At 70.4% G+C, this 26,656-nt stretch carries 23 protein-coding genes; 14 read left to right on the forward strand and 9 right to left on the reverse strand.

The window, feature by feature from the left end:
* Positions 1-15: 15 nt before the first annotated feature.
* Entirely contained in the window at positions 16-918 is a 903-nt protein-coding gene (locus FSY98_RS06220) for an ROK family protein (protein WP_144874945.1), read from the reverse strand.
* Entirely contained in the window at positions 915-1,475 is a 561-nt protein-coding gene (gene pyrE, locus FSY98_RS06225) for an orotate phosphoribosyltransferase (protein WP_144874947.1), read from the reverse strand. Before pyrE ends, FSY98_RS06220 begins: the two co-directional genes overlap by 4 nt.
* Positions 1,476-1,512: 37 nt before the next feature.
* Here pyrE and FSY98_RS06230 point away from each other — a divergent pair, with 37 nt between their 5' ends.
* Positions 1,513-2,373, forward strand: coding sequence for an exodeoxyribonuclease III (locus FSY98_RS06230; RefSeq protein ID WP_144874949.1), 861 nt, complete (start codon positions 1,513-1,515; stop codon positions 2,371-2,373).
* Positions 2,374-2,425: 52 nt separating this feature from the next.
* Positions 2,426-3,253 (forward strand): Cof-type HAD-IIB family hydrolase, encoded by an 828-nt coding sequence (locus tag FSY98_RS06235; protein ID WP_144874951.1) that lies wholly within the window; start codon positions 2,426-2,428, stop codon positions 3,251-3,253.
* On the opposite strand, the gene FSY98_RS06240 is transcribed toward FSY98_RS06235, so the two are convergent.
* From FSY98_RS06240 to FSY98_RS06255, 4 genes are all read right to left on the reverse strand, one after another.
* The gene (locus tag FSY98_RS06240; RefSeq protein ID WP_144874953.1) at positions 3,250-3,876 is read right to left on the reverse strand and encodes a dihydrofolate reductase family protein; all 627 of its coding nucleotides are present in this window, start codon (positions 3,874-3,876) and stop codon (positions 3,250-3,252) included. The genes FSY98_RS06235 and FSY98_RS06240 overlap by 4 nt on opposite strands.
* Positions 3,877-3,947: 71 nt before the next feature.
* Positions 3,948-4,649 (reverse strand): helix-turn-helix domain-containing protein, encoded by a 702-nt coding sequence (locus tag FSY98_RS06245; protein WP_144874955.1) that lies wholly within the window; start codon positions 4,647-4,649, stop codon positions 3,948-3,950.
* Entirely contained in the window at positions 4,649-5,098 is a 450-nt protein-coding gene (locus FSY98_RS06250) for a VOC family protein (protein ID WP_186307563.1), read from the reverse strand. The genes FSY98_RS06245 and FSY98_RS06250 overlap by 1 nt, the downstream gene beginning before the upstream one ends.
* Before the next feature lie 69 nt (positions 5,099-5,167).
* A complete protein-coding gene (locus tag FSY98_RS06255) occupies positions 5,168-6,328 on the reverse strand; it encodes an MFS transporter (RefSeq protein ID WP_260857291.1) in 1,161 nt (386 codons plus the stop codon).
* 76 nt (positions 6,329-6,404) lie between these two features.
* On the opposite strand from FSY98_RS06255, the gene FSY98_RS06260 reads away from it, so the two are divergent.
* The 6 genes from FSY98_RS06260 (at position 6,405) to FSY98_RS06285 (ending at position 13,058) form a co-directional block, all read left to right on the forward strand.
* Positions 6,405-7,706 (forward strand): sensor histidine kinase, encoded by a 1,302-nt coding sequence (locus FSY98_RS06260; protein ID WP_144874959.1) that lies wholly within the window; start codon positions 6,405-6,407, stop codon positions 7,704-7,706.
* A 41-nt stretch (positions 7,707-7,747) separates the two neighbouring features.
* Positions 7,748-8,452, forward strand: a complete 705-nt coding sequence (locus FSY98_RS06265; protein ID WP_396652344.1) for a response regulator — start codon at positions 7,748-7,750, stop codon at positions 8,450-8,452.
* Between the two features lie 23 nt (positions 8,453-8,475).
* Positions 8,476-9,669, forward strand: coding sequence for a benzoate/H(+) symporter BenE family transporter (locus FSY98_RS06270; RefSeq protein ID WP_144874963.1), 1,194 nt, complete (start codon positions 8,476-8,478; stop codon positions 9,667-9,669).
* Between the two features lie 9 nt (positions 9,670-9,678).
* Positions 9,679-10,932: a hypothetical protein gene (locus FSY98_RS06275; protein ID WP_144874965.1), complete on the forward strand. Its 1,254-nt coding sequence runs from the start codon at positions 9,679-9,681 to the stop codon at positions 10,930-10,932.
* Between the two features lie 120 nt (positions 10,933-11,052).
* Positions 11,053-11,946: an ABC transporter ATP-binding protein gene (locus FSY98_RS06280; protein ID WP_144874967.1), complete on the forward strand. Its 894-nt coding sequence runs from the start codon at positions 11,053-11,055 to the stop codon at positions 11,944-11,946.
* Complete coding sequence (locus FSY98_RS06285) at positions 11,943-13,058, forward strand: ABC transporter permease (protein ID WP_396652328.1); 1,116 nt, start codon at positions 11,943-11,945, stop codon at positions 13,056-13,058. The genes FSY98_RS06280 and FSY98_RS06285 overlap by 4 nt, the downstream gene beginning before the upstream one ends.
* Before the next feature lie 129 nt (positions 13,059-13,187).
* Here FSY98_RS06285 and FSY98_RS06290 read toward each other — a convergent pair whose 3' ends face one another.
* Complete coding sequence (locus FSY98_RS06290) at positions 13,188-16,661, reverse strand: bifunctional proline dehydrogenase/L-glutamate gamma-semialdehyde dehydrogenase (RefSeq protein WP_144874969.1); 3,474 nt, start codon at positions 16,659-16,661, stop codon at positions 13,188-13,190.
* 146 nt (positions 16,662-16,807) lie between these two features.
* On the opposite strand from FSY98_RS06290, the gene FSY98_RS06295 reads away from it, so the two are divergent.
* Together FSY98_RS06295 and FSY98_RS06300 are read left to right on the forward strand one after the other, a co-directional pair.
* Positions 16,808-17,716, forward strand: coding sequence for a LysR substrate-binding domain-containing protein (locus FSY98_RS06295; protein WP_144874971.1), 909 nt, complete (start codon positions 16,808-16,810; stop codon positions 17,714-17,716).
* Between the two features lie 145 nt (positions 17,717-17,861).
* Positions 17,862-18,449, forward strand: coding sequence for a nitroreductase family protein (locus FSY98_RS06300; protein WP_144874973.1), 588 nt, complete (start codon positions 17,862-17,864; stop codon positions 18,447-18,449).
* A 209-nt stretch (positions 18,450-18,658) separates the two neighbouring features.
* On the opposite strand, the gene FSY98_RS06305 is transcribed toward FSY98_RS06300, so the two are convergent.
* Positions 18,659-19,378, reverse strand: a complete 720-nt coding sequence (locus tag FSY98_RS06305; RefSeq protein ID WP_144874975.1) for a FadR/GntR family transcriptional regulator — start codon at positions 19,376-19,378, stop codon at positions 18,659-18,661.
* A gap of 78 nt (positions 19,379-19,456) precedes the next feature.
* On the opposite strand from FSY98_RS06305, the gene FSY98_RS06310 reads away from it, so the two are divergent.
* From FSY98_RS06310 to FSY98_RS06325, 4 genes are read left to right on the forward strand one after another with little or no spacing between them, the layout of a single operon-like run.
* Positions 19,457-20,350 carry a proline iminopeptidase-family hydrolase gene (locus tag FSY98_RS06310; protein WP_144874978.1) on the forward strand — a complete coding sequence of 298 codons (894 nt, stop codon included), beginning with the start codon at positions 19,457-19,459 and terminating at the stop codon, positions 20,348-20,350.
* Positions 20,351-20,367: 17 nt separating this feature from the next.
* A complete protein-coding gene (locus FSY98_RS06315; protein WP_144874980.1) occupies positions 20,368-21,843 on the forward strand; it encodes an APC family permease in 1,476 nt (491 codons plus the stop codon).
* Entirely contained in the window at positions 21,840-22,781 is a 942-nt protein-coding gene (locus tag FSY98_RS06320) for an acetamidase/formamidase family protein (protein WP_144874982.1), read from the forward strand. Before FSY98_RS06315 ends, FSY98_RS06320 begins: the two co-directional genes overlap by 4 nt.
* 55 nt (positions 22,782-22,836) lie before the next feature.
* On the forward strand, positions 22,837-24,348 hold the full coding sequence (locus FSY98_RS06325) for an amino acid permease (protein ID WP_144874984.1): 1,512 nt from the start codon (positions 22,837-22,839) through the stop codon (positions 24,346-24,348).
* A gap of 123 nt (positions 24,349-24,471) precedes the next feature.
* Here FSY98_RS06325 and FSY98_RS06330 read toward each other — a convergent pair whose 3' ends face one another.
* On the reverse strand, positions 24,472-26,649 hold the full coding sequence (locus FSY98_RS06330) for an ATP-dependent Clp protease ATP-binding subunit (protein WP_144874986.1): 2,178 nt from the start codon (positions 26,647-26,649) through the stop codon (positions 24,472-24,474).
* Between the last annotated feature and the right edge of the window lie 7 nt (positions 26,650-26,656).

The following is a 26,656-nucleotide window of genomic DNA, read 5'->3' on the forward strand; positions in this document are numbered from 1 at the left end:
AGCGTCGGTCGTAACCTAGCGCAGCACGAGAGCCGCGGCTCCGATGAGCGGTCCCTCGTCACCGAGACCCGATCGCACCACGCGGGTGCGACGGGAGTATTCGTGTGCGGCACTCGCGGTGAGCGCTTCCTGCACCAGGTCGATGTAGTCGGCCGACACCCGCGAGAAGCCGCCGCCGATCGCCACGACGTCGAGGTCGACCAGCGTGGCCGCGTCGGCCAGCGCCTGTCCGACGGCGGTCGCCGATCGCTCGATCGCCGCCCTGGCGACCGTGACGCCCGCCGCAGCATCCCTGGCGAGATCCTCCCCGGTCGACCCCGTCCATCCCTGCTCCTGCGCCCAGGCGGCGCTCGCCGGACCGGAGGCGATCTCCTCGAGCGTGAGTCCCCCCTCGCGCCGCACCTGGCCGAGGTGTCCGGCGTTGCCCGTCGCACCGGGGATGTACGAGCCACCGACGACGAAGCCGCCGCCGACTCCGGTCGAGACGACGATCGACAGCGAGGCGCCAGCCCCCTGCGTCGCGCCGAGCCACGATTCCGCGAGCGCGAGGGCGCCACCGTCGTGGCCGAGCACGGTGCGCACATCGGTGCCGCGGATCGCGGATGCCGCGGTGTGCACGGACTCAGCGAGACCGTAGCCGCGGGCGAGTGGCATGTTGACGGGAACGATGGCGCCGGCGGCGCGATCGATGGGTCCGGCGCTGCCCACCCCGGCGCCGACGAGCTCGGCATCCGCCGGCAGCGGCGCGAGCGCGTGCGAGACGACAGCGGCCACAGCGAGATCGAGCGACGCGAACGTCGCCTCGCGACCCGTGGCGCGGCGGCTGCGGCTCCCCTCGACGAGCCTGCCGTCTTCGCGGACGAGCGCGGCCTCCATCTTCGTGCCGCCGATGTCGACGGCCAGCGCGTAGCGGGTCACTGGGGGTCGAGCCCGAGGTCGTCGAGGTCGAAGGCGGCCCGCCATTCGAGCCCCTCGGCTTCGATCGCCGCCTGCGCGCCGGTCTTGCGGTCGACGATCACCGCGACGGCGACGACCTCGGCGCCCTCCTTGCGGAGCGCCTCGACCGCCTTGAGCGCGGACTGCCCGGTGGTCGACGTGTCCTCGAGCACGACGACGCGCTTGCCCTTCACGTCGGCGCCCTCGATCTGGCGACCCCGGCCGTGGTCCTTCGGCTCCTTGCGCACGACGAAGGCGTCGAGCGGGCGCTCGGTCGCGACAGAGGCATGCAGCACGGAGTTCGCGATCGGGTCGGCGCCGAGCGTGAGGCCGCCGACGGCCACCACGTCGAGGTCCGCGACGAGGTCGAGCATGATCCGTCCGATGGCCGGCGCGGCGCGGTGGTCGAGGGTGAGCTTGCGCATGTCGACGTAGTACGTCGCCTTCTTGCCGCTGGAGAGCGTGAAGTCACCGTGGAACACCGCCTCGTCGGTGATGAGATCGAGGAGTGTCTGGCGGTCTGCGTCGAGTGCGGTCACGGCATCCAGTGTAGGAGGCACGCCCTAGGCTTGACGCATGCGCTTGGCCACCTGGAACGTCAACTCCATCCGCACCCGCGTGACCCGCACCGTCGAGTTCGCCGTCCGGGAGGACATCGACGTGCTGGCGATGCAGGAGATCAAGTGCAAGCCGGAGCAATTCCCCTACGGACCGTTCGAAGAGGCCGGGTATCACGTCGAGGTGCACGGCCTGAATCAGTGGAACGGCGTCGCGATCGCCAGCCGCCTGCCGATCACCGATGTGCGCACGTCTTTCGACGGAATGCCGGGCTTCGCGAAGGGTCACGAGGGGCCGGATGCGCCGCTCGAGGCGCGGGCCCTCGGGGTACTCGTCGACGGGGTGCGGGTCTGGAGCCTGTACGTGCCGAACGGCCGCGCCCTCGGCGATCCGCACTACGCCTACAAGCTGCACTGGCTCGAGGAACTGAAGAAGTCGACGGCGGCGGAACTCGCGGCGGACCCCGAGCTGCCGCTCGCGCTGGTCGGCGACTTCAACATCATCCCGCTCGACGTCGACAACGGCGACCCTGACATCGTCGAGGGCGTCTCGACGCACGTCTCCCCGGAGGAGCGGCAGGCGTTCTTCGCCTTCGCGGACGCGGGCCTCACCGATGTGGTGCGGCCGCTGATCCCCGAGGGCTTCACGTACTGGGACTACCAGCGCCTCAAGTTCCCGCGCAACGAGGGCGTCCGCATCGACTTCATCCTCGGCTCGAAGACGCTGGCGGACGCCGTGACCGGCGCATCGATCCACCGCGAAGAGCGCAAGGGCGAGCAGCCCAGCGACCACGTGCCCGTCGTCGTCGAGCTCGACAAGGGGCGTCTCGGCACGGGGCCCACCGAAGACGACGACGACCTCCCGATGATCTTCTCCTGACCCGCGTGATGATCTTCCGGGTCGTCGAGCGAGCGAAGCGAGACGAATCGCCGTGCCCCTCCGCCTGATCGCGACCGACCTCGACGGCACGCTGCTCACGTCTGCCTCGGAGGTCAGCGCGCGCACACGAGCAGCGCTCGACGCGGCGCGAGCGCGTGGCATCCACGTCGTGCCGGTCACCGCGCGCCAGCCGATCGGCTTGCAGACGATCGCCGCCGCTGCCGCGTTCGACGGATGGGCGCTGTGCAGCAACGGCGCCTACGCGGTGCATCTCGCCGGCGGACGGATGCTGTTCGCCGAAGAACTGCCTTCCGCGACGATCCGCACGCTCGCCGAGGCGCTGCGTGAGAGCATCCCCGACCTGCTGTTCGCGAGCGTACGCGACGCCGGTGAGACGTTCGTGGCGCAGCGCGGCTACGCCGAGATCGCCGATCTCTCCGACCACAAGCGTGACCCAGGCACGATGGGCGGCGTCGCCCTCGACGAGGTGCTCTCGGCGCCGAGCCTGAAGCTCGTCATCCGGCATCCGGAGCTCGCACCGCGCGTGCTGTTCGAGACACTCCAGGGACTCGGGCTCACCGGGTTCGAGGCGACCCTGTCCGGAGCGCCGTTCGTCGAGGTGATGGCCGAGGGCGTGACCAAGGCGACGGGCCTCGCACGCCTCTGTGAGCACCTCGGCATCGATCGCGCCGACGTCGTCGCCCTCGGCGATGCGCTCAACGACGTCGAGATGCTGCACTGGGCCGGCCACGGCGTCGCCATGGGGAATGCTCTGGATGCCGTGCACGCTGCGGCCGACGAGACGACGGCATCCCACGATGACGACGGGGTGGCGCGGGTCATCGAGCGGATGCTGGGCCGAGCCGTCGAGGCGCGCTAGTCCTCGAAGGTCCCCACCTCGGGTGTGCGGTCGGTGCGGCCGTAGCGGAGCAGCGTGACGCCCTCGGCATCCGTCACCGGCCTCTCGAGCAGTTCGAGCACCGCAGGGAGGGCGCGGTCGTCGAAGACCTTCTTCCCGGCTCCGAGCAGGATCGGGTAGACCCAGAGGTTGAGCTGGTCGAACAGTCCTTCGGCGAGCAGGGTGTGCACGAAGTCGACGCTGCCGATCACGTGCACCTCGCGGTGTCGGGCGCGCAGATCGGCGATCTCCGCCGCGAGGTCGGCACCCACGCGGGAGCTCCCCTGCCACTCGAGGGCGAGGTCGGCGTCGCGCGTCGCGACGTACTTCGGCACGCGGTCGAACAGTTGCCCTATCTCGCCGGCGGGTCCGTCGGTGTGCTGCGGCCAGTACGTGGCGAAGATGTCGTAGGTGCGGCGACCGAGCAGCAGCGCGTCGAGGCCCTCCATGCCTTTCGCGATCTCCGGGCCCACCCCTGACGACGGGTACCCGGCCTGCCAGCCGCTGAATGCGAAGCCGCCCGAGGTGTCCTCCCCCACGCCGCCCGGCCCCTGGGCGACGCCGTCGAGTGTCAGGAAGAGATCGATCAGGATGCGTCCGGTCATGTCAGTGCTCCTTCGCACGGGGATACGGATACTACGGAGATACGGGTACTACGGGTACCACGGGGATACGGCTACTGCACGGTGAGGGATGCGCCGAGCGGCGCGATATGGAACGTGCGGGCGAACGACTCGAGGTACGAGACGTCACCCCGCACGACGGCGAGCACGTCCTGCGCGATCGCCTCGTCCGCTGTGATCTCGCCGCCGATCAGGCGGCGGATGCCGGGGCCGGCGACGATCACGGCATCCGCCTCTCCCTCCGGCTGCCGGTCGGCGGCGGGCGGTGCGGGTGGTGCGGGCGGCGAGATCTGGACGACCGCGAGGTCTCCGTCACGGACGGATGCGCGCAGCGCGACCTCCCCGACGTGCAGCTCGTACTCAGCGTCGTCCGCCGCATCCGCCTGAAAGGCCGTGCGCAGCGCCATCGTGAGCGAGTCCGGCGTGACGACGTCGCCCTCCTCGGGGTCGCCCATCGTCTGGAAGCCCCAGCGGCCGAGTTCGAGGATGACGGATTCGAGCGCCTGCCCGTACGGCGTGAGCTCGTAGGCTAGGCCCCGCCGCAGCGGGATGCGGCGGACGACGCCGCCGTCCTGCAGTTCGGTGAGACGCGTGGAGAGGACGTTGGTGGGGATGCGCGGCAGGCCCTGCTTGAGGTCGGTGTACCGGCGGGGTCCGACGAGCAGGTCGCGGACGATGAGCAGCGCCCATCGCTCCCCGATCAGCTCGACGGCCGTCGTGACACCGCAGTACTGGCCGTAGCTGCGCGCCGCCATCAGGATCCGGCGCTCTGCCCCGCGGCGTGATCGGCGACGTGGTCCGGGCCGTTCTCGGCGGCCTCGGGGGTCATGAAGAGGAAGCCGAGCGAGTTCCCGTCCGGGTCGTCGAGGTCGCGCGAGTACATGAAGCCGTAATCCTGGGCGGGCCTGGGCTCGACGCCGCCGGCCGCGAGGCCCTTCTCGAGGATCGCGTCGACATCGTCGCGAGAGTCACGGCTGAACGAGACCGAGACCTGGGCGACCTCGGTCGGGTCGGCGATCGGCTTGTCGGTGAAGGTCTGGAAGAACTCGCGCTTCAGGACCATGAAGTAGATGTCGTCCGACCAGACCACGCACGCGGCGTTCTCGTCGGTGAAGTTCGGGTTGATCTCGCAGCCGAGGGCCGTGTAGAACGCCTTGGCGCGTTCGAGATCGGTGGTGGGCAGGTTGACGAACACACTGGTCACGATGACTCCTTTGTCGCGGATGATGGTGCTTGATACTTGCAAAAAGCAAGTGAACTTGTCAAGAGCAAGTCAGCGGACGCGGGAGCGTCGCGTCCCCACCGCCGCCAGCACGCCGGCCCCCGCCGTGAGAGCCGCGACCACCCCCAGCCCGATCCCCGGAAGGGATGCCGTCGCCACAGCCCCCGCGACCAGCGGCCCGCCCGCATCGCCGAGCTCGCGACCCAGCTCCGCACTGCCCATCGTGCGCCCCATGCGCTCCGGCGGTGTGGACGCCGCGAGGTGCGAGAAGGCCACGGGTGTCGCGGTGCCCACACCGAGCCCCACGAGGAGGGCCGTCGCGATCAGCGCGACGGGATGATCCGTCACCGCCGACAGCGCGATGCCGACCGCGATCAGGAGCAGCCCGCCGACCGTGCCGCCGCGCACCGAGATGCGCCCGCGGTCGTGGGCCGATCCGACGAGCGGTTGGGCGACGCTCGAGGCGATGGCCAGCACCGTGACGATGGCCATGCTCCACACGGTGTCGAGCCCCGCCTGCCGACCGAGCAGCGGCAGGAATCCGACCGCCACGGCGAGCGCCCCGGTCGTCGCAGCCAGCACGAGGGTGGGCACGAGGAACCCCGGGGCGACGAGCTCGCGCCCGAGATCGAGGAGCGTCACGCGCTTGCGCGCGAGAACGGGGACGTGCGGCACAGCTACGGCGACCCACGCCGCCGCACCGAGGCCCAGCGCGGCGAGCGCCCAGAACAGCGCGGGGAGCCCGCCCCACACGACGAGTACCGCGCCGAGCAGGGGCCCCAGGGCGTAGCCCAGGCTCTTCCACGAGCCGTACCGACCGAAGTACTTGCCGCGGGTGGCGTCGTCGGTGAGCCGTGCGACCGCCGCCGACGACGAGGGCGAGAAGGCCGACGCCGCCGCACCCTGACCGAAGCGCCCGATCACCAGCCCCACCATCCCCGGCACCACGGCACCGACCACCGAGAACGCGGCGAAGGCCAGCAGCCCGCCGATGATCACCGGCCGCACGCCGACGCGGTCGCTCAGTGCGCCGAACAGCGGCTTGAGAAGCACCTCGGCGAGGTCGTACAGCGCGAGGGTGAAGCCGAAGGCGAGGAGCGTCCACCCGATGTCGTCGGTCTCGGCGCCCAGGGCCGCGGCGATGCCGTGCGCGCCGAAGGCGGTGGTGAAACCGGCGAGGTACAGCGGGGCGAGGCGCGGCGTGGAGGTCACGCTCGATCTTCGCAGACCGGCACGATCCGTCGCGCGGGGGATGCCGCGGCATCCGTCGCGCCCGTACGGTGGTGGGATGCCCGCTGCGACGTTCACCCGCACGCCGAGCGCCCGCGAACAGCGCGCCGACCTCGTGCTCGCCGCGATCATGTTCGTCGGCGCGATCCTCAGCGCCGCTCTGTCGACGATCTCCGATATCTACGGCGACACCCGAGCCGAACCGTGGACCGCCCTCGTGTACGCCGCGGTCATCACCGTGCCGCTCGCCCTCCGCCGCCGCTTTCCTGCCCCCGTGGCGGTGGTGGTGTGCGTCGCCTACTTCACCGCCGTCTCACTCCAGGTGCCCGAGATCTACGTCGGCAACATCGCGATGTTCGTGGCGCTGTACACGGTCGGTGCGTGGATGAACGACCGCAGGGCGGCGATGATCGTCCGCGTCGCGATCATCGTCGGGATGTTCGTCTGGCTGCTGATCACGATGTACCGGGAGGCGATCGAGCAGGCCGACGACGCCGAGGTCGTCGCCGGGCTGATGTCGCCGTACGTCGCGTTCATGCTGATCCAGGTGCTCCTCAACGTGCTCTACTTCGGGGGCGCCTACTACTTCGGCGACCGCTCGTGGAACGCGGCGCAGGCACGCGAGGTGCTCGAGCTGCGCACCGCCGAGCTCGAACGCGAGCGCGAGGTCACTGCCGCTCAGGCCGTCGCGCTCGACCGGGTGCGGATCGCCCGGGAGCTCCACGACGTCGTCGCGCACCACGTCTCGGTGATGGGCGTGCAGGCAGGCGCCGCGCGGCTCGTCATCGATCAGGACGCGGAGAAGGCCCGCGGCATCCTCTCCGGCATCGAGGGATCGGCGCGCGACGCGATCCACGAGCTGCGGCAGCTCCTCGAGACCCTGCGCACCCCCGGCGACGACAGCTCCGAGGCCTCGTCGACGGTGACTCTCGACGACATCGGCGACCTGGCACGGGCGTCGTCGCAGGCGGGGCTGCCCACCGACTACGCGGTGATCGGCGACCCGGTGGCGGTGCCGTCCGTCGTCGCCGTGAACCTCTACCGCATCGCGCAGGAGTCCCTGACGAACGCTCGGCGGCACGCGGGCATCGGCGCCACCGCCGACGTCAGGGTCCGCTACGACGGGGACGCCGTCGAGGTCGAGGTCGTCAACACCGGACGCGCGGTCGCCGCTCTGCGCCCCGGACTCGGCCAGCTCGGGATGCGGGAGCGCGCCGCTGCATCCGGCGGCACCCTCGAGGTCGCGCCGCGCCGCACCGGCGGCCTGCGCGTGCGGGCCCGGGTACCGCTCGGGGATGCGGGCACGGTCGGGACGGGCGCTGCGGGTACGCGCGCCGTGGAGACGGGCGACCTGCCGTGACCACCGACACGATCCGCGTCCTCCTGGTCGACGACCACGCCATGCTGCGCGCGGGGTTCCGCACGATCCTCGACTCGCAACCGGACATCGCCGTCGTGGGCGAGGCGGCAACCGGTGCAGAGGCCGTCGCGAAGGCCGCGGCGCTGCGCCCCGACGTCATCACGATGGACGTGCAGATGCCCGACATGGACGGCATCGAGGCCACCCGCCTGATCGTCGCCGACCCCACCGTCTCCGCGTCCATCGCGATCGTCACGACCTTCGACCGCGACGACTACCTCTACCAGGCGCTGGATGCCGGGGCGAGCGGCTTCCTCCTGAAGAACGCCGGCGCAGACGACCTCCTCGCGGCCGTCAGGGCGCTCGCGGCGGGTGACGGCATGCTCGCCCCCGAGGTGACGCGGCGGGTGCTCGCGCGGTTCTCGACGGCATCCGCTCCGATCGGCTCCGTCGGCGCGCGCGCGTCGGGAGAAGCACCTCGGCAGGCGGTCACTCCGCCCGCTGGGGCTGCTCCGCTGCCTCGCCTGCAGCCGCTCGGGGCGGCCGCGCTCAGCGAGCCCCTCACCGACCGTGAGGCGGAGGTCCTGGCGCAGCTCGCCGACGCCCGCACCAACGCCGAGATAGCCGCGGCGCTGTTCATCGGCGAGGCGACGGTGAAGACGCACGTCTCCCGCATCCTCCAGAAGCTCGGCGCCAGGGACCGCGTGCAGGCGGTCGTGATGGCATACCGGCTCGGACTCGCCTGACGGCATCCCGCTACTCTCGGAGGGTGACCGCTCCCCCGCCCCGCTCCTCACCGGCCCGGCCGGTCCTGGCCGGGGTGGTCACGGCACTCGTGGGCTTCACGAGTTCGTTCGCCGTCGTGCTCACCGGCCTCGGCGCGGTCGGTGCGAGCCCCGTCGAGGCGGCCAGCGGACTGCTCGTCCTGTGCCTCACCATGGGTCTCGCCTGCATCGTGCTCGCGTGGCGGTACCGCATGCCGATCACCGTCGCGTGGTCGACCCCCGGCGCGGCTCTCCTCGCGGCGACCGGCGCCGTCGAGGGTGGCTGGCCAGCGGCGATCGGCGCCTTTCTCGTCGCGGCGGCCCTGATCCTGCTGACCGCGCTGTGGCCGGCGCTCGGCGCGCTGATCGCCCGCATCCCGCCGTCCATCGCGCAGGCCATGCTCGCCGGCGTGCTGCTGCCGCTGTGTCTCGCGCCCATCACCGGACTGGTGGCGAACCCGTGGGGCGTCGTGCCGGTCGTGCTGACCTGGCTGGTGTTCGCACGCCTCGCACCCCGATGGGCGGTGCCGCTCGCCTTCGTCGCCGCGGCCGTGGTCGTCGCGATCTCCCTCGTGCAGGCCGGCGCCCCCGTGGATGCCGGCCTGCTGCTGCCCCGCATCGAGCTCACCGCCCCCGTCTTCACGGTCGGCGCCCTCGTCGGCATCGCCCTGCCGCTGTTCATCGTCACGATGGCGTCGCAGAACGTGCCTGGCATCGCTATCATGCGCAGCTTCGGGTACGAGGTGCCGTGGCGTCCCGCCATGCTCGTGACCGGTGTCGGCACCGCGGTCGGCGCTGTCGCCGGGGGCCACGCGATCAACCTCGCAGCGATCAGCGCCGCTCTCGCGGCATCCCCCGAGGCCGACCCCGATCGCGACCGCCGCTGGGTCGCCGGCGTCTCGACCGGGGCGTCGTACCTCGTGCTGGGCGCGTTCTCGGCGGCGTTCGCCGCGCTGGTGCTGCTCGCACCGGATGCCGTGATCCCCGCCGTCGCCGGGCTCGCCCTGTTCGGCGCCTTCGGGTCGTCGGTGCAGCAGGCGATCGACGACCCCGCCGAGCGCATCCCCGCGGTGGTCACATTCCTCGTCGCGGCGTCGGGCATCGCCGTGCTCGGGGTGAGCGCGGCCTTCTGGGCCCTCGTCGCCGGACTCCTCGTGCGCAGCGCGCTGCATGTCGGCCGACGTGGCGGGTCGCGTTAGCGTGGACGCGTGAGCCTCCCCCCGCCCGTCGCCCCCCCGTCCGGCACCCCCGGCTTCTTCGACGCCCGCGCACTGATCGATCCGGTGAACCCCGCCGAGGTCGACGCGTTCGCCCGCGAGCTCCGGCGGGCGAACCCCACGAAGGCCTCGCAGGTCGTGGCGTGGATCCTCGTGGTCGTGTCGGTGCTGCTGATCGTCCCGGTGGCTGGAGTGCTGCTCCTGGGAATCGGCTACGCGATCGGGCGCGATGCAGGTGTTCTCGTGGGCGCGCTCCTCGGGCTGCTGCTGTTCGGCGGGCTCACCGTCGGCCTGATAGCACTCGTGCGGCGAGCCAACCGTCAGCGCGCGCTCACGCGCTTCCGCCTCTCCCGCTTCGCGGCATCGAACGCGCTCGCCTACCTCGACCGCATCGAAGAGCCGCCCCTGCCCGGCCTCATCTTCCAGACCGGATCCGGCCGGGTCTCGACCGACGTGCTGCGGGGCACGAGTCCGCGGTTCGTGGAGTTCGGCAACTACCAGTACACGACGAGCAACGGCAAGCAGAGCCAGACCCACAAGTGGGGATACGTCGCCGTGAAACTCGACGTGCCGCTGCCGAACATCCTGCTCGACGCGCTGGGCAACAACACGCTCGGCAGCAGCCTGGCCGGAGGCTTCCGCCGCGATCAGCGGCTGTCGCTCGAGGGCGACTTCGACCGGTACTTCTCGCTGTACTGCCCCTCCGGCTACGAGACCGACGCGCTCTATCTGTTCACACCGGACGTGATGGCGCGCTTCATCGATCACGCGGCCGAGCTCGACGTCGAGATCGTGGACGACTGGCTCTTCCTCTACACGCGCCGCGAGGCGTCGACGCTCGACCCGGCGACCTGGGCGTGGCTCTTCGGCGCGGTCGGCGCACTGCTCGTGAAGCTCGATCAGTGGGCGCGCTGGCGCGACGAGCGGCTGCGCGCGCAGGGGGCGAGCCCGCAGCATCCGTCGCTCCCGGCTTCGTCCGGAGTGCCGGCGCCCTGGCCGGCCGGGGTGCCCGGGTCGTCCGGGGCGCCCGCGCCGTCCGGGGTGCCTGCGCCGTCCGGGGCCGCGCTGCCCTTCGCAGCGCCCGCCGGCGTGCTGACGCCTCCGCCGGTCGGAATCGCTCCGCCGGGCCGGCGCCTTCGCCGACGCAGCCCGTGGGTCGCCGTCGTCGTCATCCTCGGGGCGGTGTTCTTCGTGACGACGGCGCCGTTCGCGCTCGGCATCCTGGTGTTCCTCACCTCGCGCTGATCCTGTTCCCGCAGGCTCTCGCCGTGTCCTCCGCACGGCGGAGCGACGCTCCGGCGGCCCCCTGACGATCCGCCGCTCGGGGGATGCCCGGGGCGCCACCTCCGCCCTAGCGTGAGGAGCATGACAGGACAGCTCGTACTCACCGGCATCACCAAGAGCTACGGCTCTCGGCGCGTGCTCGACGACGTCTCGTTCGAGGTGGCCCCCGGCCGCCTCACGGGGTTCGTCGGCGGCAACGGCGCAGGCAAGACCACCACCATGCGGATCGTCCTCGGACTCCTCTCCGCCGACGGCGGCACCGTCGCCCTCGATGGCCGGCCGCTCACCGGCGACCAGCGCAGCCACTTCGGGTACATGCCAGAGGAGCGAGGGCTGTACCCGAAGATGAAGGTGCTCGAGCAGATCGTGTACCTCGCCCGGCTGCACGGCTTCAGCAAGCCGGATGCCACGGCGCGCGCGACCGCTCTGCTCACCGAACTGGGACTCGAGGAGCGCCTGGACGACACCATCGAGGCGCTGTCGCTCGGCAACCAGCAGCGCGCGCAGATCGCCGCCGCCCTCGTGCACGACCCCGAGGTGCTGATCCTCGACGAGCCGTTCTCGGGCCTCGACCCGCTCGCCGTCGACGTCGTCGCCTCCGTGCTGCAGTCGTCGGCCGCGAAGGGCGCGTCGATCCTGTTCTCGTCGCACCAGCTCGACGTGGTCGAACGGCTCTGCGACGACCTCGTGATCCTCGCCGGTGGACAGATCCGCGCCGCGGGGTCCCGCGACGGGCTGCGCGCGGAGCACGCCGGCAGTCGCTACGAGCTCGTCTCCTCGGGGGATGCCGGGTGGCTGCGCGCCGAGCCGGGCGTCACCGTCGTCGACTTCGAAGGCGGCTACGCCCTGTTCGACGCCGACGGGGCCGAGACCGCGCAGCGCGTGCTGCGCACTGCCGTGGAGCGCGGTGATGTCGCGAGCTTCGCGCCGAAGCATCCGTCCCTCGCCCAGATCTTCAAGGAGGTCATCCAGTGAGTACGTCCACCCCGTCCCGTGGTCCCGCCCGTTCGAGCACGCAGGCGTCGATGATCTGGCTCGTCGCCGAGCGCGAGATCGGATCGAAGCTGCGCAGCAAGGCGTTTTTGATCTCGACCGGAGTGCTGCTTCTCATCGCGCTCGCCGGCATCGTGATCGGCGGCTTCGCGAGCAAGAACGCCGCAGCGGAGTCGATGCCCGTCGCGGTGACGTCGGAGACGGCGTCCGTCGTGTCGGCGCTGCCGAACGTCGAGGCCACCGAGGTCGCCGACACCGCCGCCGCCGAAGAGCTGCTGCGCTCCGAGAAGGTCGACGCCGCTGTCGTGCCGGGTGAGGGTGCGACCGGCCTCACGGTCATCGCCCTCAAAGACGCTCCGAGCGGCCTCGTGTCGGCGCTCTCGCAGGCGCCCGAGGTGCAGATCCTCGAGCCGGCGACGACGAACCCGCTGCTGCGCTACTTCATCGCCATCGGCTTCGGCATCGTCTTCATGATGGCCGCGGCGACCTTCGGCGGCACGATCGCGCAGAGCGTCGTCGAGGAGAAGCAGACCCGCGTGGTGGAGATCCTGCTGTCGACGATCTCTTCTCGCACGCTGCTCGCGGGCAAGGTGATCGGCAACACCGTGCTGGCGATGGGCCAGATCCTCGCCCTCGCGGCGATAGCGACGATCGGCCTCACGGCGACCGGTCAGAGCGAGGTGCTCGCGACCCTCGGCGCCCCGATCATCTGGTTCGCGGTGTTCTTCCTGTTCGGGTTCATCCTGCTCGCGTCGATGTTCGCCGCCGCCGCGTCGATGGTCTCCCGCCAGGAGGACATCGGCTCGACGACGACGCCGATCACGATGCTGATTATGGCGCCGTACATCCTGGTCATCGTCTTCAATGACAACCCGCTGGTGCTGACGATCATGTCTTACGTGCCGTTCTCGGCGCCCGTCGGCATGCCGATGCGCCTCTTCGTCGGAGAGGCCCAGTGGTGGGAGCCCCTGCTGAGCCTCGTGATCCTGCTCGTCGGCTGCGTGGTGGCGATCGCGGTCGGCGCGAAGATCTACGAGAACTCGCTGCTGCGCATGGGCAGCAGGGTCAAGCTCGGGGAGGCGCTGCGCGGCTGAGTATCCGTTCGACATCTCCTCTCTCCGCTGACGCCCCTGTTCAGCTCCGAGGCCCCCGCTCGTTCACGTGAACGAGCGGGGGCCTCGGCATTCAGACGGGGCGTCGCGCTTCAGAGGAGGCGCGCTACCTCAGAGCAGGCCGTCGGAGAGGGTCGTCGGGTTGCCGAAGCGGTGGTTCGTGATCGACACCGCCTGCTCGTGCAGGAACGGCAGCATCTCGACCCGTCCGGCACCCGTCACCGCGTGCGACCACACGGCCACGTCGGGAGTCCCGCCCAGCGCCTCGAACAGCGTCGCGACCTCGCCGCCGACCAGACGCAGGCGGCGCCAGCTGTGCTCGGCCTTCGCCGCGGTCTTGGCGTAGCGCTTGACCCAGGCGGCGTCCTTGTCGTGCGAGACGGTCACGCCGGCGGCTCGCAGCGCCTTCTCGACACGCGACGGCAGAGCGGCGGCCGACACCGTGAACGGGCTGCCGCTGCGCAGAGCTGCGGCGATCACCCGGATGCCCTCGACGAGCGGCGCGCCCTCGGCGATGCGCACATCGACATCGACCGGACGGTACCGGAACACGTTGCGCTCCACGCCGAGGCCGGACTTGTCCGAGACGACGCCGAACTCGGAGGTCCACGCGCGCTCGTCGGAGGCGGCGGCGCGGTGCAGCCATTCGATCTCGACGGCGTCGAGGTCGGCAGCCGCGGCGCTCATCAGCGACTCGACGACGGGCGTGGTCGCCGCACCGGGGGCGGCGGCCGGCAGCTCGGCCGGGGTCCACTCGCCGAGACCGAACAGATAGTTGGGTCCTCCGGCCTTCGCTCCGGCGCCGACGGCCGAGCGCTTCCAGCCGCCGAACGGCTGCCGCTGCACGATCGCACCCGTGATCCCACGGTTCACGTAGAGGTTGCCGGCGTCGACCCGGTCGATCCACGTCGCGACCTCGTCGGAGTCGAGCGAGTGGATGCCGGCGGTGAGGCCGTAGTCCACCGCGTTCTGCAGCCGGATGGCCTCGTCGAGGTCCTTCGCACGCATGATGCCGAGCACGGGGCCGAAGAACTCGGTCAGGTGCGTGGTCGACCCCGGCGCGACGCCGATCTTGACGCCCGGCGTCCACTGGCGCCCCTCGGTGTCGAGCTTCTTGGGTTCGACGAGCCACCGCTCGCCCTTGTCGAGCGTCGTCAGCGCGGTCAGCAGCTTGCCGTTCGCCGGCTCGATGATCGGGCCCATCTGCGTCGCGGGGTCGTCGGGCAGGCCGACGCGCATCGAGGTGACGGCGTCGACGAGCTGGCGCTCGAAGCGCGCGGAGTCGGCGACCGACCCCACGAGGATCGCGAGCGACGCGGCCGAGCACTTCTGCCCCGCGTGACCGAACGCGCTGCGGGCGACGTCGGCGGCCGCGAGGTCGAGATCGGCCGAAGGGGTGACGATGATCGCGTTCTTGCCGCTCGTCTCGGCGAGCAGCGGCAGGTCTGCGCGGAACGAGCGGAACAGCTGCGCCGTCTCGTAGGCACCGGTCAGGATCACGCGGTCGACGGCCGGGCTCGCGACGAGCTGCGTGCCGAGGTCGCGGTTCGCCAGGTCGACGAGGGCGAGCAGCTCGGTCGGCACCCCGGCCGCCCACAACGCCTCGACCATGACCGCACCGCAGCGCTGGGTGAGCTTGGCCGGCTTGATGATGACGCCCGAGCCGGAGGCGAGACCGGCGAGCACGCCGCCGGCGGGGATCGCGACGGGGAAGTTCCACGGCGGGGTCACGACCGTGACCTTCGACGGCACGAACTCCGCCCCAGTGATGTTCTCGAGGTCGAGCGCGCGCTCCGCGTAGTAGTGCGCGAAGTCGATCGCCTCGCTGACCTCGGGGTCCGCCTCGGCGATGGTCTTTCCCGCCTCGTGCGCCATGATCTCGATCAGCTGCGCACGACGGGCGGCGAGCTCGTCGCCTGCGCGGTGCAGGATCGCCGCACGCTCGGATGCCGGACGCGCGGCCCACTTCTCGGCAGCGCTCTGCACGGTGGCGAAGACGCCGTCGAGCTGCGCCTCCGCGTCGACGCGCGCCGCGGCGATGGCGTCGAGACCGAGCGTCGAGCCGACGGAGCGCTGCAGGATCTCGCGGCCCCACGCGCGGTTCGCGGCGATCGCGGGGTCGGTGTCGGACTGATTGTGGAAGCCCGTCGTCACGGCATCCGTCGGCTCCTCCGCCGTGCGGTCCTGCACCCGGTTCGCCGACGGCACCGACGGGTCGGCGACGAGCGCGGCGAGCGAGCGTTCGAAGCGCTCACGCTCGCGGGTGAGCAGCTGCGGGTTCGAGGCGAGCTCGAACACGGCCGACATGAAGTTCTCGGGGCTGGCGTTCTCTTCGAGGCGACGAACGAGGTACGCGATCGCGACGTCGAACTCTGCCGGGTTCACGACCGGTGTGTAGAGCAGCAGGCGACCGACGTCCTTGCGGACGGCCTCGGCCTGACCGGTCGCCATGCCGAGCAGCATCTCGTACTCCACGGCGTCGGTGACGCCGCGCGACTTCGCGAGCAGCCAGGTGTACGCGATGTCGAAGAGGTTGTGACCGGCGACGCCGATGCGCACCGCGTCCAGTCGCTCCGGCGTCATGGCCCAGTCGAGCACGCGCTTGTAGTTGGTGTCGGAGTCCTGCTTGGTGCCGTAGGTCGCGAGCGGCCAGTCGTGGATCTTCGAGTCGACCTCCTCCATCGCGAGGTTCGCGCCCTTGACGACGCGCACCTTGATGGGTGCGCCGCCCTTCGCGCGGCGCGCGGCGGCCCACTCCTGCAGACGCTGCATCGCGCCGAGGGCGTCGGGGAGGTACGCCTGCAGCACGATGCCGGCCTCGAGGTTCTCGAGACCCGGCTGGTCGAGGATGCTGGTGAACGCCGCGATGGTCAGGTCGAGGTCGCGGTACTCCTCCATGTCGAGGTTGATGAACTTCGCCTTGCCCGCGGCCTCCGCGGTGGCGGCGAGACGGTAGAGCGGGGTGAGCTTCTCGACGACGTCGGCGACGGCCTCGTCGAACGACCACATGGAGAGCTGGCTGACGACGCTCGACACCTTGATCGAGACGTAGTCGACGTCGGCGCGGGCGAGGAAGTCGTGGGTGCCCTGCAGGCGGCGACCGGCCTCGCGCTCGCCGAGCACGGCCTCGCCGAGCAGGTTGAGGTTCAGGCGGTTGCCGCCCTTGCGCAGCTTCGCGATCGCGGGGCCGAGCTTCGAGGGCGTCGCGTCGAGCACGAGGTGGCCGACCATCGCACGCAGCACGCGACGCGAGATCGGCACGACGACGCCGGGCAGCTTGGGGGCGAAGAACCCGCCGGCCTTGATCGCCGCGCGCAGGTAGCCGGGCAGCAGCGTCGGGGTGATGTCCGAGAGCTCGGCGAGCGTGCGGCCGGCGACGCCGAGGTCTTCGGGGCGCATGACGCCGTCGACGAAGCCGACCGTGAAGGCCAGCCCGTTCGGGTCCTTCAGCACCTCGGAGAGCCGCTCGGCGGCGGGCTCGACGGGGTGGGTCTCGCTCTCGGTGAGCCAGCGCTGCACGAGGGCGGCGACCTCGTCGGTGCGCGGAGTGGTGTCGGGGGTGGTGGTGTCGGCGGCGACAGTCATCGGGAGACCTTCCAGGGGGATCGCGCGTGCGGGTGCGTGCGTGGCTCGATCATTGTCAGACGCCGCAGTAGGCTACGTCTATCAATCGATCCGCGCGATAACCGTTCAGTCGAGCTGAACAATTCGCGCCCGTGCCGGGAGTCGCGATGCTCGACGTCAATCGCCTGCGGATGCTGGTCGAGCTGTCGCGGCTCGGCACCCTCTCCGCCGTCGCCGATGCCCTCTCGTACAGCAAGGCGTCGGTGTCGCAGCAGCTCGCGGCGCTGGAGCGCGAGGTCGGCGTACCGCTGCTGCGGCGGGTCGGCCGGGGCGTGCAGCTGACCCCGCAGGGCACCGTCCTCGTGGGCGAGGCCATCGGCATCCTCGACCGGCTCGAACAGGCCGAGGTCGCGGTCGCCGAATCGCTCACCGAGGTCACCGGGACCGTGCACATCGCGGTGTTCCAGTCGACGGCCCATTCACTGCTCCCCGGCGCCCTCGCCGCGCTGCGCGCACAGCATCCGTCGCTTCGCGTGCAGGTCACCGAGAGCGACCCCGAGACCGGGCTCGTCGGCGTCTCGAGCCGCGACTTCGATCTGATCCTCGCCGAGCAGTACCCCGGCCGCACGCGACCACTGCACGTCGACCTCGACCGGGTGGTGCTCGCTCACGATGCGATCGCACTCGCCCGGCGGCCCGGGAGCCCGACGGACGCGGATGCCGTCGCGGCACTGTGGTCGACCCGCGACGAGCCCTGGGTGCTCGAGCCGGCGGGAACCGCGTCCCGCGCGTGGGCCGAGCAGCTGTGCCGCACCGCGGGCTTCGAGCCCGACGTGCGCTTCGAGGTCGCCGACCTCACCGCCCACGTGCGTCTCATCCGGGCGGGGCTCGCGGTGGGTCTGCTCCCCGAGCTCGTCTGGGCGGGCGAGACGCCGACGGTCGACCTGTCGCCGCTCCCCGATGAACCCCGGCGCGAGATCTTCTCGTCGGCACGACGGGTGTCGGCGGCCGCCCCGTCGATCCGTGCCGTGCGGAGGGCGCTCGCGTCGACGGCATCCCGCAATCTGCTCGACTGACGCCCCGCGCTCGGGATCCGTCGGCCGCGCCTGCGGCGCCGACCACGTCACACGAGGTCACGGGAATATGCGTGCACTTACATTCGTTGGCACCCTCGTACGCGGACGAAGGAGTCCGGTTCCGACTCCTCTGAAAGGCACTTCCGTGAGCTCTCCCGTGATCGACCGCACCGCCCCCACCGAGCACCCCGTCCTCGACGTCCTCGCCGGACGCTGGAGCCCCCGCGCCTACGACGCCGAGACCACCATCGACGACGCCAAGCTCAACGCCGCTCTGGAGGCCGCGCGCTGGTCGCCGTCGGCCTACAACCTGCAGCCGTGGCGGTTCATCGTCGCGCGCCGGGGCACGGCGCTGTTCGACCAGGTCACCTCCGCCCTCGTCGAGTTCAACCAGCTCTGGGCCTCGAAGGCTTCGGCTCTCGTCGTGGCGATCGCCGAGACCGAGTCGGAGGATGGCAAGAGCATCAGCCACGCCGTGTACGACCTCGGCCAGGCCGTCGCGCACTTCTCGGTGCAGGCCCACCACGAGGGGCTCCTCGTGCACCAGATGAGCGGGTTCGACCCCGAGGTCGTCCGCGAGTTCGCCGACCTCCCCGCGCGCTTCAGCGCCATCACGGTCATCGCCGTCGGGCACCTGGGCGATGCCTCCGGCCTTCCCGAGGGTCTGCAGCAGGGCGAGACCGCCCCGCGCGTTCGTCGCCCGATCGACGAGACGGTCATCCTCAGCGCCTGACGCGCAGAGCGGCTCTCCGCACTCGCTCCTCGCCGACGCCCCGTCCGGTCGTCGACGCCCCGTCTGATCAACGCGAATCAGGAGGGGCGTCGGCAGCCAGGCGGGGCGTCGGCATGTCAGGCGGGTCGGATTCCGGCGCGCGGCCAGCGCACGGGAGGCGTCAGCGCGCGGCGGCGAGCGTCAGCGCGCGGCGGCGCGCGAGAGCCCTGTCAGCGGGCGAGGGCGCGGCGCCGCACGGCCTCGAGCAGCTCGAGGTCGATCTCGACGTGATGCTGGGCGATCCGCCCCGCATCCTCGGTGCGGCTGTCGACGATCGCATCCACGAGTTCGGCGTGCTCCCTGGCCGCGCGCCGCTCCATCGCAGGCCGACTCTCGGAATCGCCCCACAGATGCGCCGGGGCGGCGATCGTGAACCGCCGCTCGTGGTCGCGCACGACCTCCGACAGCGTGTCGTTGTGCGCGGCCTCGATGATGGCGAGATGCAGCAGGCTGTCCGCGTGCTGGCGTTCGGCGCCCGTCGCCGCGCGGTCGAAGTCTGCCAGGCGCTCCTGCAGCTGCACGATGTCGTGCGGCGTGCGGTTCGCCGCGGCGAGGCGGGCGACAGCGCCGTGCAGGTGCGTGCCGGCGATCGCCGCGTCGACGAGCTGCGGCCACTGCTCTTCGAGCCAACGCGTGACCGCCGCCGCCTCAGAGGTCGGCCACTCGTCGCGCACGAAGGATCCGCCCGCCCTGCCGCGCTGCTTCTCGAGGATCCCCCTGTCGACGAGGCGCTCGAGCGCGGCGCGCGTCGTCGTGCGACCGACGCCCAGCGACCGGGCGAGGTCGCGCTCGGCGGGCAACCGCGCGCCGGGAAGGAATTCGCCGATCGCGACGGCTGTCACGAGCCGGTCGGTGACGCGGTCGATGAGGGTGTCGTCGGTCTCCGTCATGTCCCCTCCAGTGTTACATCGATGTGAAATCCCGTATTAATGGTTTACTCGCGCACCATTTAGGTCCACCATGTCCTCATGCAGCAGCACGAGTCGACCGTCCCGTTCCGCGACGGCTTCACCTGGTACCGCGTCACCGAGCCCGACCACCCCCGCGACCTCGCACCCGTCTTCGTCCTGCACGGCGGACCGGGCATGGCGCACGACTATGTCCGGAATCTCGAGCTCCTCGCCGACCTCACCGGCCGAACGGTCGTGCACTACGACCAGATCGGCTGCGGCCGCAGTTCGCACCACCCCGACGCACCCGTCGATCTCTGGACCCCTGCCCTGTTCGTCGAGGAGTTCCACTCGCTGCGCGCCCATCTCGGCATCGATCGCTACCTCGTGCTCGGGCAGTCCTGGGGCGGGATGCTCGGCGCCGAGATCGCCGTGCGGCAGCCGGACGGCATCCTCGGTCTGCTGATCTGCAACTCCCCCGCCTCGATGCCCCTGTGGACGAGTGAGGCCGGGCGACTGCGCGAGGAGCTGCCGGATGCCGCGCGCGCGGCGCTCGACGAGCACGAGGCCGACGGCTCGATCGACCACCCCGACTACCTCGCAGCCACGCAGGTGTTCTACGAGCGGCACGTCTGCCGCGTCGTGCCGATGCCGCAGGACTTCGTCGACAGCGAGACGCAGATGCTCGCCGACCCGACGGTGTACCACACCATGAACGGCCCCAACGAGTTCCACGTCGTCGGAACGATGCGCGACTGGACCGTGATCGACCGCCTGCCGCAGGTGCAGGCCCCCACGCTCGTCGTCGCGGGTGAGTACGACGAGGCCACTCCGGCGACGTGGCAGCCCTTCCTCGACCTCATCCCCGATGCGCAGGGGCACGTGTTCCCCGGCGCCAGCCATTGCGTCCACCTCGAACAGCCGGAGGAGTTCCGCCGGATCGTCGCGGACTTCCTCGCCCAGCGCCCGTGACCCGACAGGACCAAACGATGACAACGACCGCCGCATCCGGAGACCAGCCCCGCCTGGAATCCTTCGGCTACAAGCAGGAGCTCAAGCGCTCCGTCTCCACCGTCGACCTCGTCGTCTACGGCCTCGTCTTCATGGTGCCCATCGCTCCGTGGGCGATCTTCGGCGTCGTGTTCAACGAGTCGAAGGGCATGGTGCCCCTCGTTTACCTCGTCGGACTGATCGCGATGATCTTCACCGCCCTCGGGTACGCGCAGATGGCGAAGTCCTTCCCGCTCGCGGGGTCGGTGTTCTCGTACGTCGGCCGCGGCACGCACCCGGTCGCCGGGTTCTTCGCCGGATGGTCGATCCTGCTCGACTACCTCCTGGTGCCGACGCTCCTCTACGTGTTCGCGGCGTCGTCGATGCGCGGCATCTTCCCCGATTCGCCCGAGTGGCTGTGGGCGATCCTCTGCGTGGCGGTGAACACGGTCATCAACGTGCTCGGCATCGGCTCGATCACCGTCGCGAACCGCATCTTCCTCGCCATCGAGCTGGTGTTCGTCGCGATCTTCGTCGTCATCGCGATCTCCGCCCTGACCGGCGAGACCATCGCGGGGTCGTCGTTCTCACTCGCCCAGCTCTGGGACCCGGCGAAGGTCGACCCGCCGCTCATCGCCGCCGCCCTGTCGATCGCCGTGCTGAGCTTCCTCGGCTTCGACGGCATCTCGACGCTGTCGGAGGAGACCACGGGCAGGAAGAACCCCGCCGGCCGGGCCATGGTCATCGCCCTCTTCATCGTGGCGACCCTCTTCATCCTGCAGACGTGGCTCGCCAGCGCCCTCGCCGCCGGCACGATCGCGTTCGACGACGACGAGGTCAACAACGCCTTCTTCTCGATCGTCGCGCAGGCCGCCGGCAGCGGATGGGCGACGGCGTTCCTCGCCGTGAACGTGATCGCGGTCGGCATCGCCAACGCCATCGCCGCGCAGGCCGCGACCTCGCGGCTGCTGTACTCGATGAGCCGCGACCGCCGCCTCCCGGCGTTCTTCTCGAAGATCAACGCCCGCCAGGTGCCGGTGTACGCGATTCTGTTCGTGAGCGCGCTCAGCGTGGTGCTCGTGCTGTTCTTCGTGGGGCAGATCGAGCTGATCTCGTCGCTCGTGAACTTCGGCGCCCTCTTCGGCTTCCTCCTGCTGCACGTCGCCGTGTTCTGGCATTACGTCGTGCGGCAGAAGTCCCGCAACTGGCTCCTGCACGTGGTGGTGCCGCTGTGCGGATTCCTCATCATCGGATACGTGCTGGTCAACGCATCGGACCTCGCGAAGATCGGCGGGGTCGTCTGGCTCGCGATCGGCGTGGTGGTGTTCGTCGTCTTCCGGCTGCGCAACGGCGCGAACCCCGAGCTGCTGTCCGAGCACTCCGCGTCCGGCTCCGGCTCCGGCTCGGGCGAGGGCTCGGGCGCCGGCGCGGGCGCCGGCTCCGGCTCCGGCTCCGGCGAGGGACGTTCGGCATGAACGGCATCGATCACTTCCTCGGCAAGGAGCTCGGCCGCCCCGGGTTCCGTGCGGATGCGGAGCCGGTGCTGCGGATCGCGGCGGGCACCGGCGAGCGGATCGGGTTCGAGACGGACGACGCGGTGTACCGCGAACTCCACGACCACGGCGACCTCGCTGCGCTCTCCGCTCCGATCAATCCGGTCACCGGACCGCTGTGGGTCGATGGGGCCCACCCCGGCGACACCCTCGCCGTCACGATCCACGAGATCCGGCTGAAGGACTGCGGCTGGTCGGTCAGCCTGCCCGGTGTCGGCGCGCTGCGCCAGCGGATGGGCGATGCCGTGCTGACCAGGCGCGTCCCGCTCGACGAGGCAGGCGTGCATCTCACCGACAGGCATGTCGTCGCGCCTCGCCCGATGATCGGGTGCATCGGCACCGCACCCGCGTCCGGCGTGCACTCCACGGTCATGCCGACCACCTCGCTCGGCGGCAACATGGACGTCACCGAGGCCGCACCGGGCTCGGTCGTGTACCTCCCCGTCGAGGTCGAGGGAGCCCTGCTCTCGATCGGCGACATCCACGCGATCATGAGCGAGGGCGAGTCGTCGTTCGTAGCCATCGAGGCCGAGGGCATCGCGGTGGTGAGCGTCGATGTGATCCCCGGACTCGCGCTGCGCGCGCCCCGCATCGAGACACCCGACTCCTGGCTCTTCGTGGGTCTCGGCGACCCGGTGCAGGAGAGCATCACACGCGGGTACGAGGACGCCTATGACTTCCTCGTGCAGGATCACGGGTGGGATCGGATGGACGCGTTCGCGGTCATGAGTGCGCTGGTCGACTCGAAGCTGGGCGGCCCCACCGGGTCGAGCGACCCCGACCCGCTGCATCCGTTCGCCGCGATCGGGGCGGTGACCCTGCACCGCGTGCCGAAGGCGGTGCTGGAGACCGCGCCGTAGACCGCCCTGATTTGTCAGGGACACTGCGTGACGGCCGCGACCTAGACTCATCGGCATGGCAATTCTGCGCAGGATCAAGTCGGTCGAGCAGTCCATGGCCGAGACCCATGACGAGAAGCGCTCGCTCAAGCGCTCGCTCGGCGTATGGGACCTCGCGGTCATGGGCGTCGCGGTGGCCGTCGGCGCCGGCATCTTCTCGGTCGGCGCCGAGGCGTCGGCCCGGCACTCCGGCCCCGCGGTGATCATCTCGTTCCTCATCGCCGCGGTCGTGTGCGGCCTCGCGATCCTCTGCTACGCCGAGTTCGCGTCATCCATCCCCGTCGCGGGATCCGCGTACACCTTCACCTACTCGACGCTCGGCGAGTTCCTGGCCTGGATCATCGGCTGGGATCTCATCCTCGAGATGCTCATGGCGTCCGCCGTGATTGCGAAGTATTGGGGCGTGTACCTGGGCGACGCGGTGTCGCTGTTCGACCTCGACATCCCGATGACCCTGCAGCTCGGTCCGCTCGCGTTCGACTGGGGTCCCGTCGTCATCGTGGCGATCTTCACGACGCTCCTCGCCCTCGGCACCCAGCTGTCGAGCCGCGTGAACAGCGTCTTCACCGTCATCAAGGTCGCGATCGTGCTGTTCGTCATCGTGGTCGGGTTCTTCTTCATCAACGGCGCCAACTACACCCCGTTCGTCCCTCCTGCGCAGGAGGGCGCGGCCTCGGAGAGCGCCTGGACCCAGTCGCTCTTCTCCTTCATGACGGGATCCGACCCGACGATGTACGGCGTCTTCGGCATCCTCAGCGGCGCCGCCCTCGTGTTCTTCGCGTTCATCGGCTTCGACGTCGTCGCCACGAGCGCGGAGGAGACGAAGGATCCGAAGCGCACGGTGCCGCGCGGCATCATCCTCGGACTCGTCATCGTCACCGTGCTGTACGTGCTGGTCGCGATCGTGATCACCGGCATGGTGTCGTACACCGAGCTCGCGAAGCTCGACGAGCCGTCCTTGGCGAGTGCGTTCGAGCTCGTCGGCGCGACCTGGGCCGCGCAGGTCATCGCGATCGGCAGCCTCGTCGGCCTCACCACCGTCGTGATGGTGCTGCTGATGGGACTCGCCCGCGTCGTGTTCGCGATGAGTCGCGACGGCCTCCTCCCCCGCGCGCTCAGCGTCACCGATGCGAAGCGCGGCACGCCGATCCGCATCCAGCTCATCGTCGGAGTGATCATCGCGATCATCGCCGGGTTCACCGACGTGCAGGTGCTCGGCGACATGATCAACATCGGCACCCTGTCGGCGTTCGTCCTGGTGAGCATCGGCGTGCCGATCCTCCGCAAGAGCCGCCCTGACCTCGAGCGACCGTTCACGGTGCCGTTCTCGCCGTGGCTGCCGTGGATCTCGGCGATCGCGTGCTTCTGGCTCATGCTGAACCTCAGCACCGAGACGTGGCTGCGGTTCGCGATCTGGCTGGCGCTGGGCCTCGTGATCTACTTCGCGTACTCGCGCTGGCACTCGATCATCGGACAGACACTCGAGAGGGATGCCGTGGCGGGCGGCCGCCCGAAGTCTTCCCGCTGACCCGAGCGCGCTTCGTCGAGACCCCACCTGGTCGTCGAAACCCCACCTGAGATACGCGATTCAGGTGGGGTTTCGACGCTCCGGTGGGGTCTCGGCGCTCAGCGGGACGAGAACACGGACGAGCTAGAACTCGGAGGATGCGTCCGGAGTCGTCGCCGTGAGCACGAGACCCGAGCCGTCGGCGGCGATGTCGACGCGCACGGTGTCGCCGTCGCGCACGCCGCCGGACAGCAGCGCGGTGGCGAGCTTGTTCTGCACCTCGGTCTGGATGAGACGTCGCAGCGGGCGGGCGCCGAACACCGGGTCGTAGCCGCGCTCGGCGAGCCACGACCGAGCATCCGGGGTGACCGCGAGCGACAGCCGACGATCGCGCAGCCGGTCGTGCAGCTGGTCGACCGAGAGCTCGACGATCTGCGCGAGGTCGTCTTCGCTGAGCGCCTGGAACATCACGATGTCGTCGAGACGGTTCAGGAACTCCGGGCGGAACGCCTGCCGCACGAGTGCCATGACCTGCTCGCGCTTCTGATCGGGCGACAGCGTCGGGTCGATGAGGATCGGCGAGCCGAGGTTCGAGGTGAGGATCAGGATGACGTTCGAGAAGTCGACCGTTCGCCCCTGCCCGTCGGTCAGACGCCCGTCGTCGAGCACCTGCAGCAGCACGTCGAACACCTCGGGGTGCGCCTTCTCGACCTCGTCGAGCAGCACGACGCTGTACGGGCGACGGCGCACGGCCTCGGTGAGCTGCCCACCCTGTTCGTAGCCGACGTATCCGGGAGGGGCGCCGACGAGCCGCGAGACCGAGTGCTTCTCGCCGTACTCCGACATGTCGATGCGCACCATGGCGCGCTCGTCGTCGAAGAGGAAGTCGGCGAGCGCCTTCGCGAGCTCGGTCTTGCCGACACCGGTCGGTCCGAGGAACAGGAACGATCCGGTCGGGCGACCGGGGTCGCTGATGCCGGCGCGCGAGCGCCGTACGGCATCCGACACCGCCTTCACGGCATCCTTCTGTCCGATCAGCCGCCGCCCGAGCTCGCCCTCGAGGTGCAGCAGGCGCTCGCTCTCGCCCTGCAGGAGGCGGCCGACGGGGATGCCGGTCCACGCCGCGATCACGGCCGCGATGTCTTCGTCGGTGACCTGCTCGTTGACCATCCGCCCTTCGGTCGACACGGCCTGCTCGGCCTGCTCGGCCTCGGCGATGTCTCGTTCTAGGCGTTTGATCGTCTCGTACTCGAGCTTCGAGGCGCGGGTGTAGTCGGCCTCGCGCATCGCGAGGTCGCGCTGGGTCACGGCGTCGTCGAGCTGCTTCTTGAGCTCGCCGACGCGGTTGAGTCCCTGGCGCTCGCGCGCCCACCTCGCCTCGAGCTCGGCGAGCTGCGCCTCCATGCCGACGAGCTGCTCGCGCAGGGCGCCGAGTCGTTCCTTCGACGCGGCATCCTTCTCGCGTTTGAGCGCGAGCTCTTCGAGCTTCATGCGGTCGACCTGGCGCTTGAGCTGGTCGATCTCGACGGGCGAGGAGTCGATCTCCATCTTGAGCCGCGACATCGATTCGTCGATCAGGTCGATGGCCTTGTCCGGCAGCTGCCGGGCGGGGAGATAGCGGTTGGAGAGGGCGGCGGCCGCGACGAGCGCGCTGTCGGAGATCGTGACCCCGTGGTGCGCCTCGTACCGGCCCTTGAGTCCGCGCAGGATCGCGATCGTGTCCTCCACCGTCGGCTCGCCGACGTAGACCTGCTGGAAGCGGCGCTCGAGCGCGGCATCCTTCTCGATGAATTCGCGGTACTCGTTGAGCGTGGTGGCGCCGATGAGGCGCAGCTCACCGCGCGCCAGCATGGGCTTGAGCATGTTGGATGCCGCGACGGAGCCCTCGCCACCGCCCGCGCCCATGAGCACATGCAGCTCGTCGATGAAGGTGATGATGCGGCCGTCGGACTCGGTGATCTCTTTGAGCACGCTCTTCAGCCGCTCCTCGAACTGGCCGCGGTACATGGCGCCGGCGACGAGGGCGGAGATGTCGAGCGACACCAGCTGCTTGTCCTTGAGCGATTCGGCGACGTCGCCGGCGACGATGCGCTGCGCGAGGCCCTCGACGACGGCGGTCTTGCCGACGCCCGGCTCTCCGATGAGCACCGGGTTGTTCTTGGTGCGCCGGGTGAGCACCTGGCTGACGCGCCGGATCTCGCTGTCGCGGCCGATCACGGGGTCGAGCTTGCCCTGTCGGGCGCGGTCGGTGAGGTTGATCCCGAACTGCTCGAGGGCGGACTGCTGGTCGTCGTTCTGCGCGGTGCTCTGTGGGCCTGGCATCTGTTCC

Origin of the sequence: Microbacterium sp. 1.5R (genome assembly GCF_007667425.1) — a bacterium.
Classification (GTDB): domain Bacteria; phylum Actinomycetota; class Actinomycetes; order Actinomycetales; family Microbacteriaceae; genus Microbacterium.

What these genes read in the sequence shown, in the direction of transcription:
- FSY98_RS06310 (WP_144874978.1), top strand. Translation starts at nt 19,457, where the DNA reads ATGCAGCAGCACGAGTCGACCGTCCCGTTCCGCGACGGCTTCACCTGG.
- FSY98_RS06320 (WP_144874982.1), top strand. Translation starts at nt 21,840, where the DNA reads ATGAACGGCATCGATCACTTCCTCGGCAAGGAGCTCGGCCGCCCCGGG.
- FSY98_RS06305 (WP_144874975.1), bottom strand. Translation starts at nt 19,378, where the DNA reads ATGACGGAGACCGACGACACCCTCATCGACCGCGTCACCGACCGGCTC.
- FSY98_RS06280 (WP_144874967.1), top strand. Translation starts at nt 11,053, where the DNA reads ATGACAGGACAGCTCGTACTCACCGGCATCACCAAGAGCTACGGCTCT.
- FSY98_RS06325 (WP_144874984.1), top strand. Translation starts at nt 22,837, where the DNA reads ATGGCAATTCTGCGCAGGATCAAGTCGGTCGAGCAGTCCATGGCCGAG.
- FSY98_RS06265 (WP_396652344.1), top strand. Translation starts at nt 7,748, where the DNA reads ATGCTGCGCGCGGGGTTCCGCACGATCCTCGACTCGCAACCGGACATC.
- FSY98_RS06230 (WP_144874949.1), top strand. Translation starts at nt 1,513, where the DNA reads ATGCGCTTGGCCACCTGGAACGTCAACTCCATCCGCACCCGCGTGACC.
- FSY98_RS06240 (WP_144874953.1), bottom strand. Translation starts at nt 3,876, where the DNA reads ATGACCGGACGCATCCTGATCGATCTCTTCCTGACACTCGACGGCGTC.
- FSY98_RS06245 (WP_144874955.1), bottom strand. Translation starts at nt 4,649, where the DNA reads ATGGCGGCGCGCAGCTACGGCCAGTACTGCGGTGTCACGACGGCCGTC.
- FSY98_RS06290 (WP_144874969.1), bottom strand. Translation starts at nt 16,661, where the DNA reads ATGACTGTCGCCGCCGACACCACCACCCCCGACACCACTCCGCGCACC.
- FSY98_RS06330 (WP_144874986.1), bottom strand. Translation starts at nt 26,649, where the DNA reads ATGCCAGGCCCACAGAGCACCGCGCAGAACGACGACCAGCAGTCCGCC.
- FSY98_RS06260 (WP_144874959.1), top strand. Translation starts at nt 6,405, where the DNA reads ATGCCCGCTGCGACGTTCACCCGCACGCCGAGCGCCCGCGAACAGCGC.
- FSY98_RS06315 (WP_144874980.1), top strand. Translation starts at nt 20,368, where the DNA reads ATGACAACGACCGCCGCATCCGGAGACCAGCCCCGCCTGGAATCCTTC.
- FSY98_RS06295 (WP_144874971.1), top strand. Translation starts at nt 16,808, where the DNA reads ATGCTCGACGTCAATCGCCTGCGGATGCTGGTCGAGCTGTCGCGGCTC.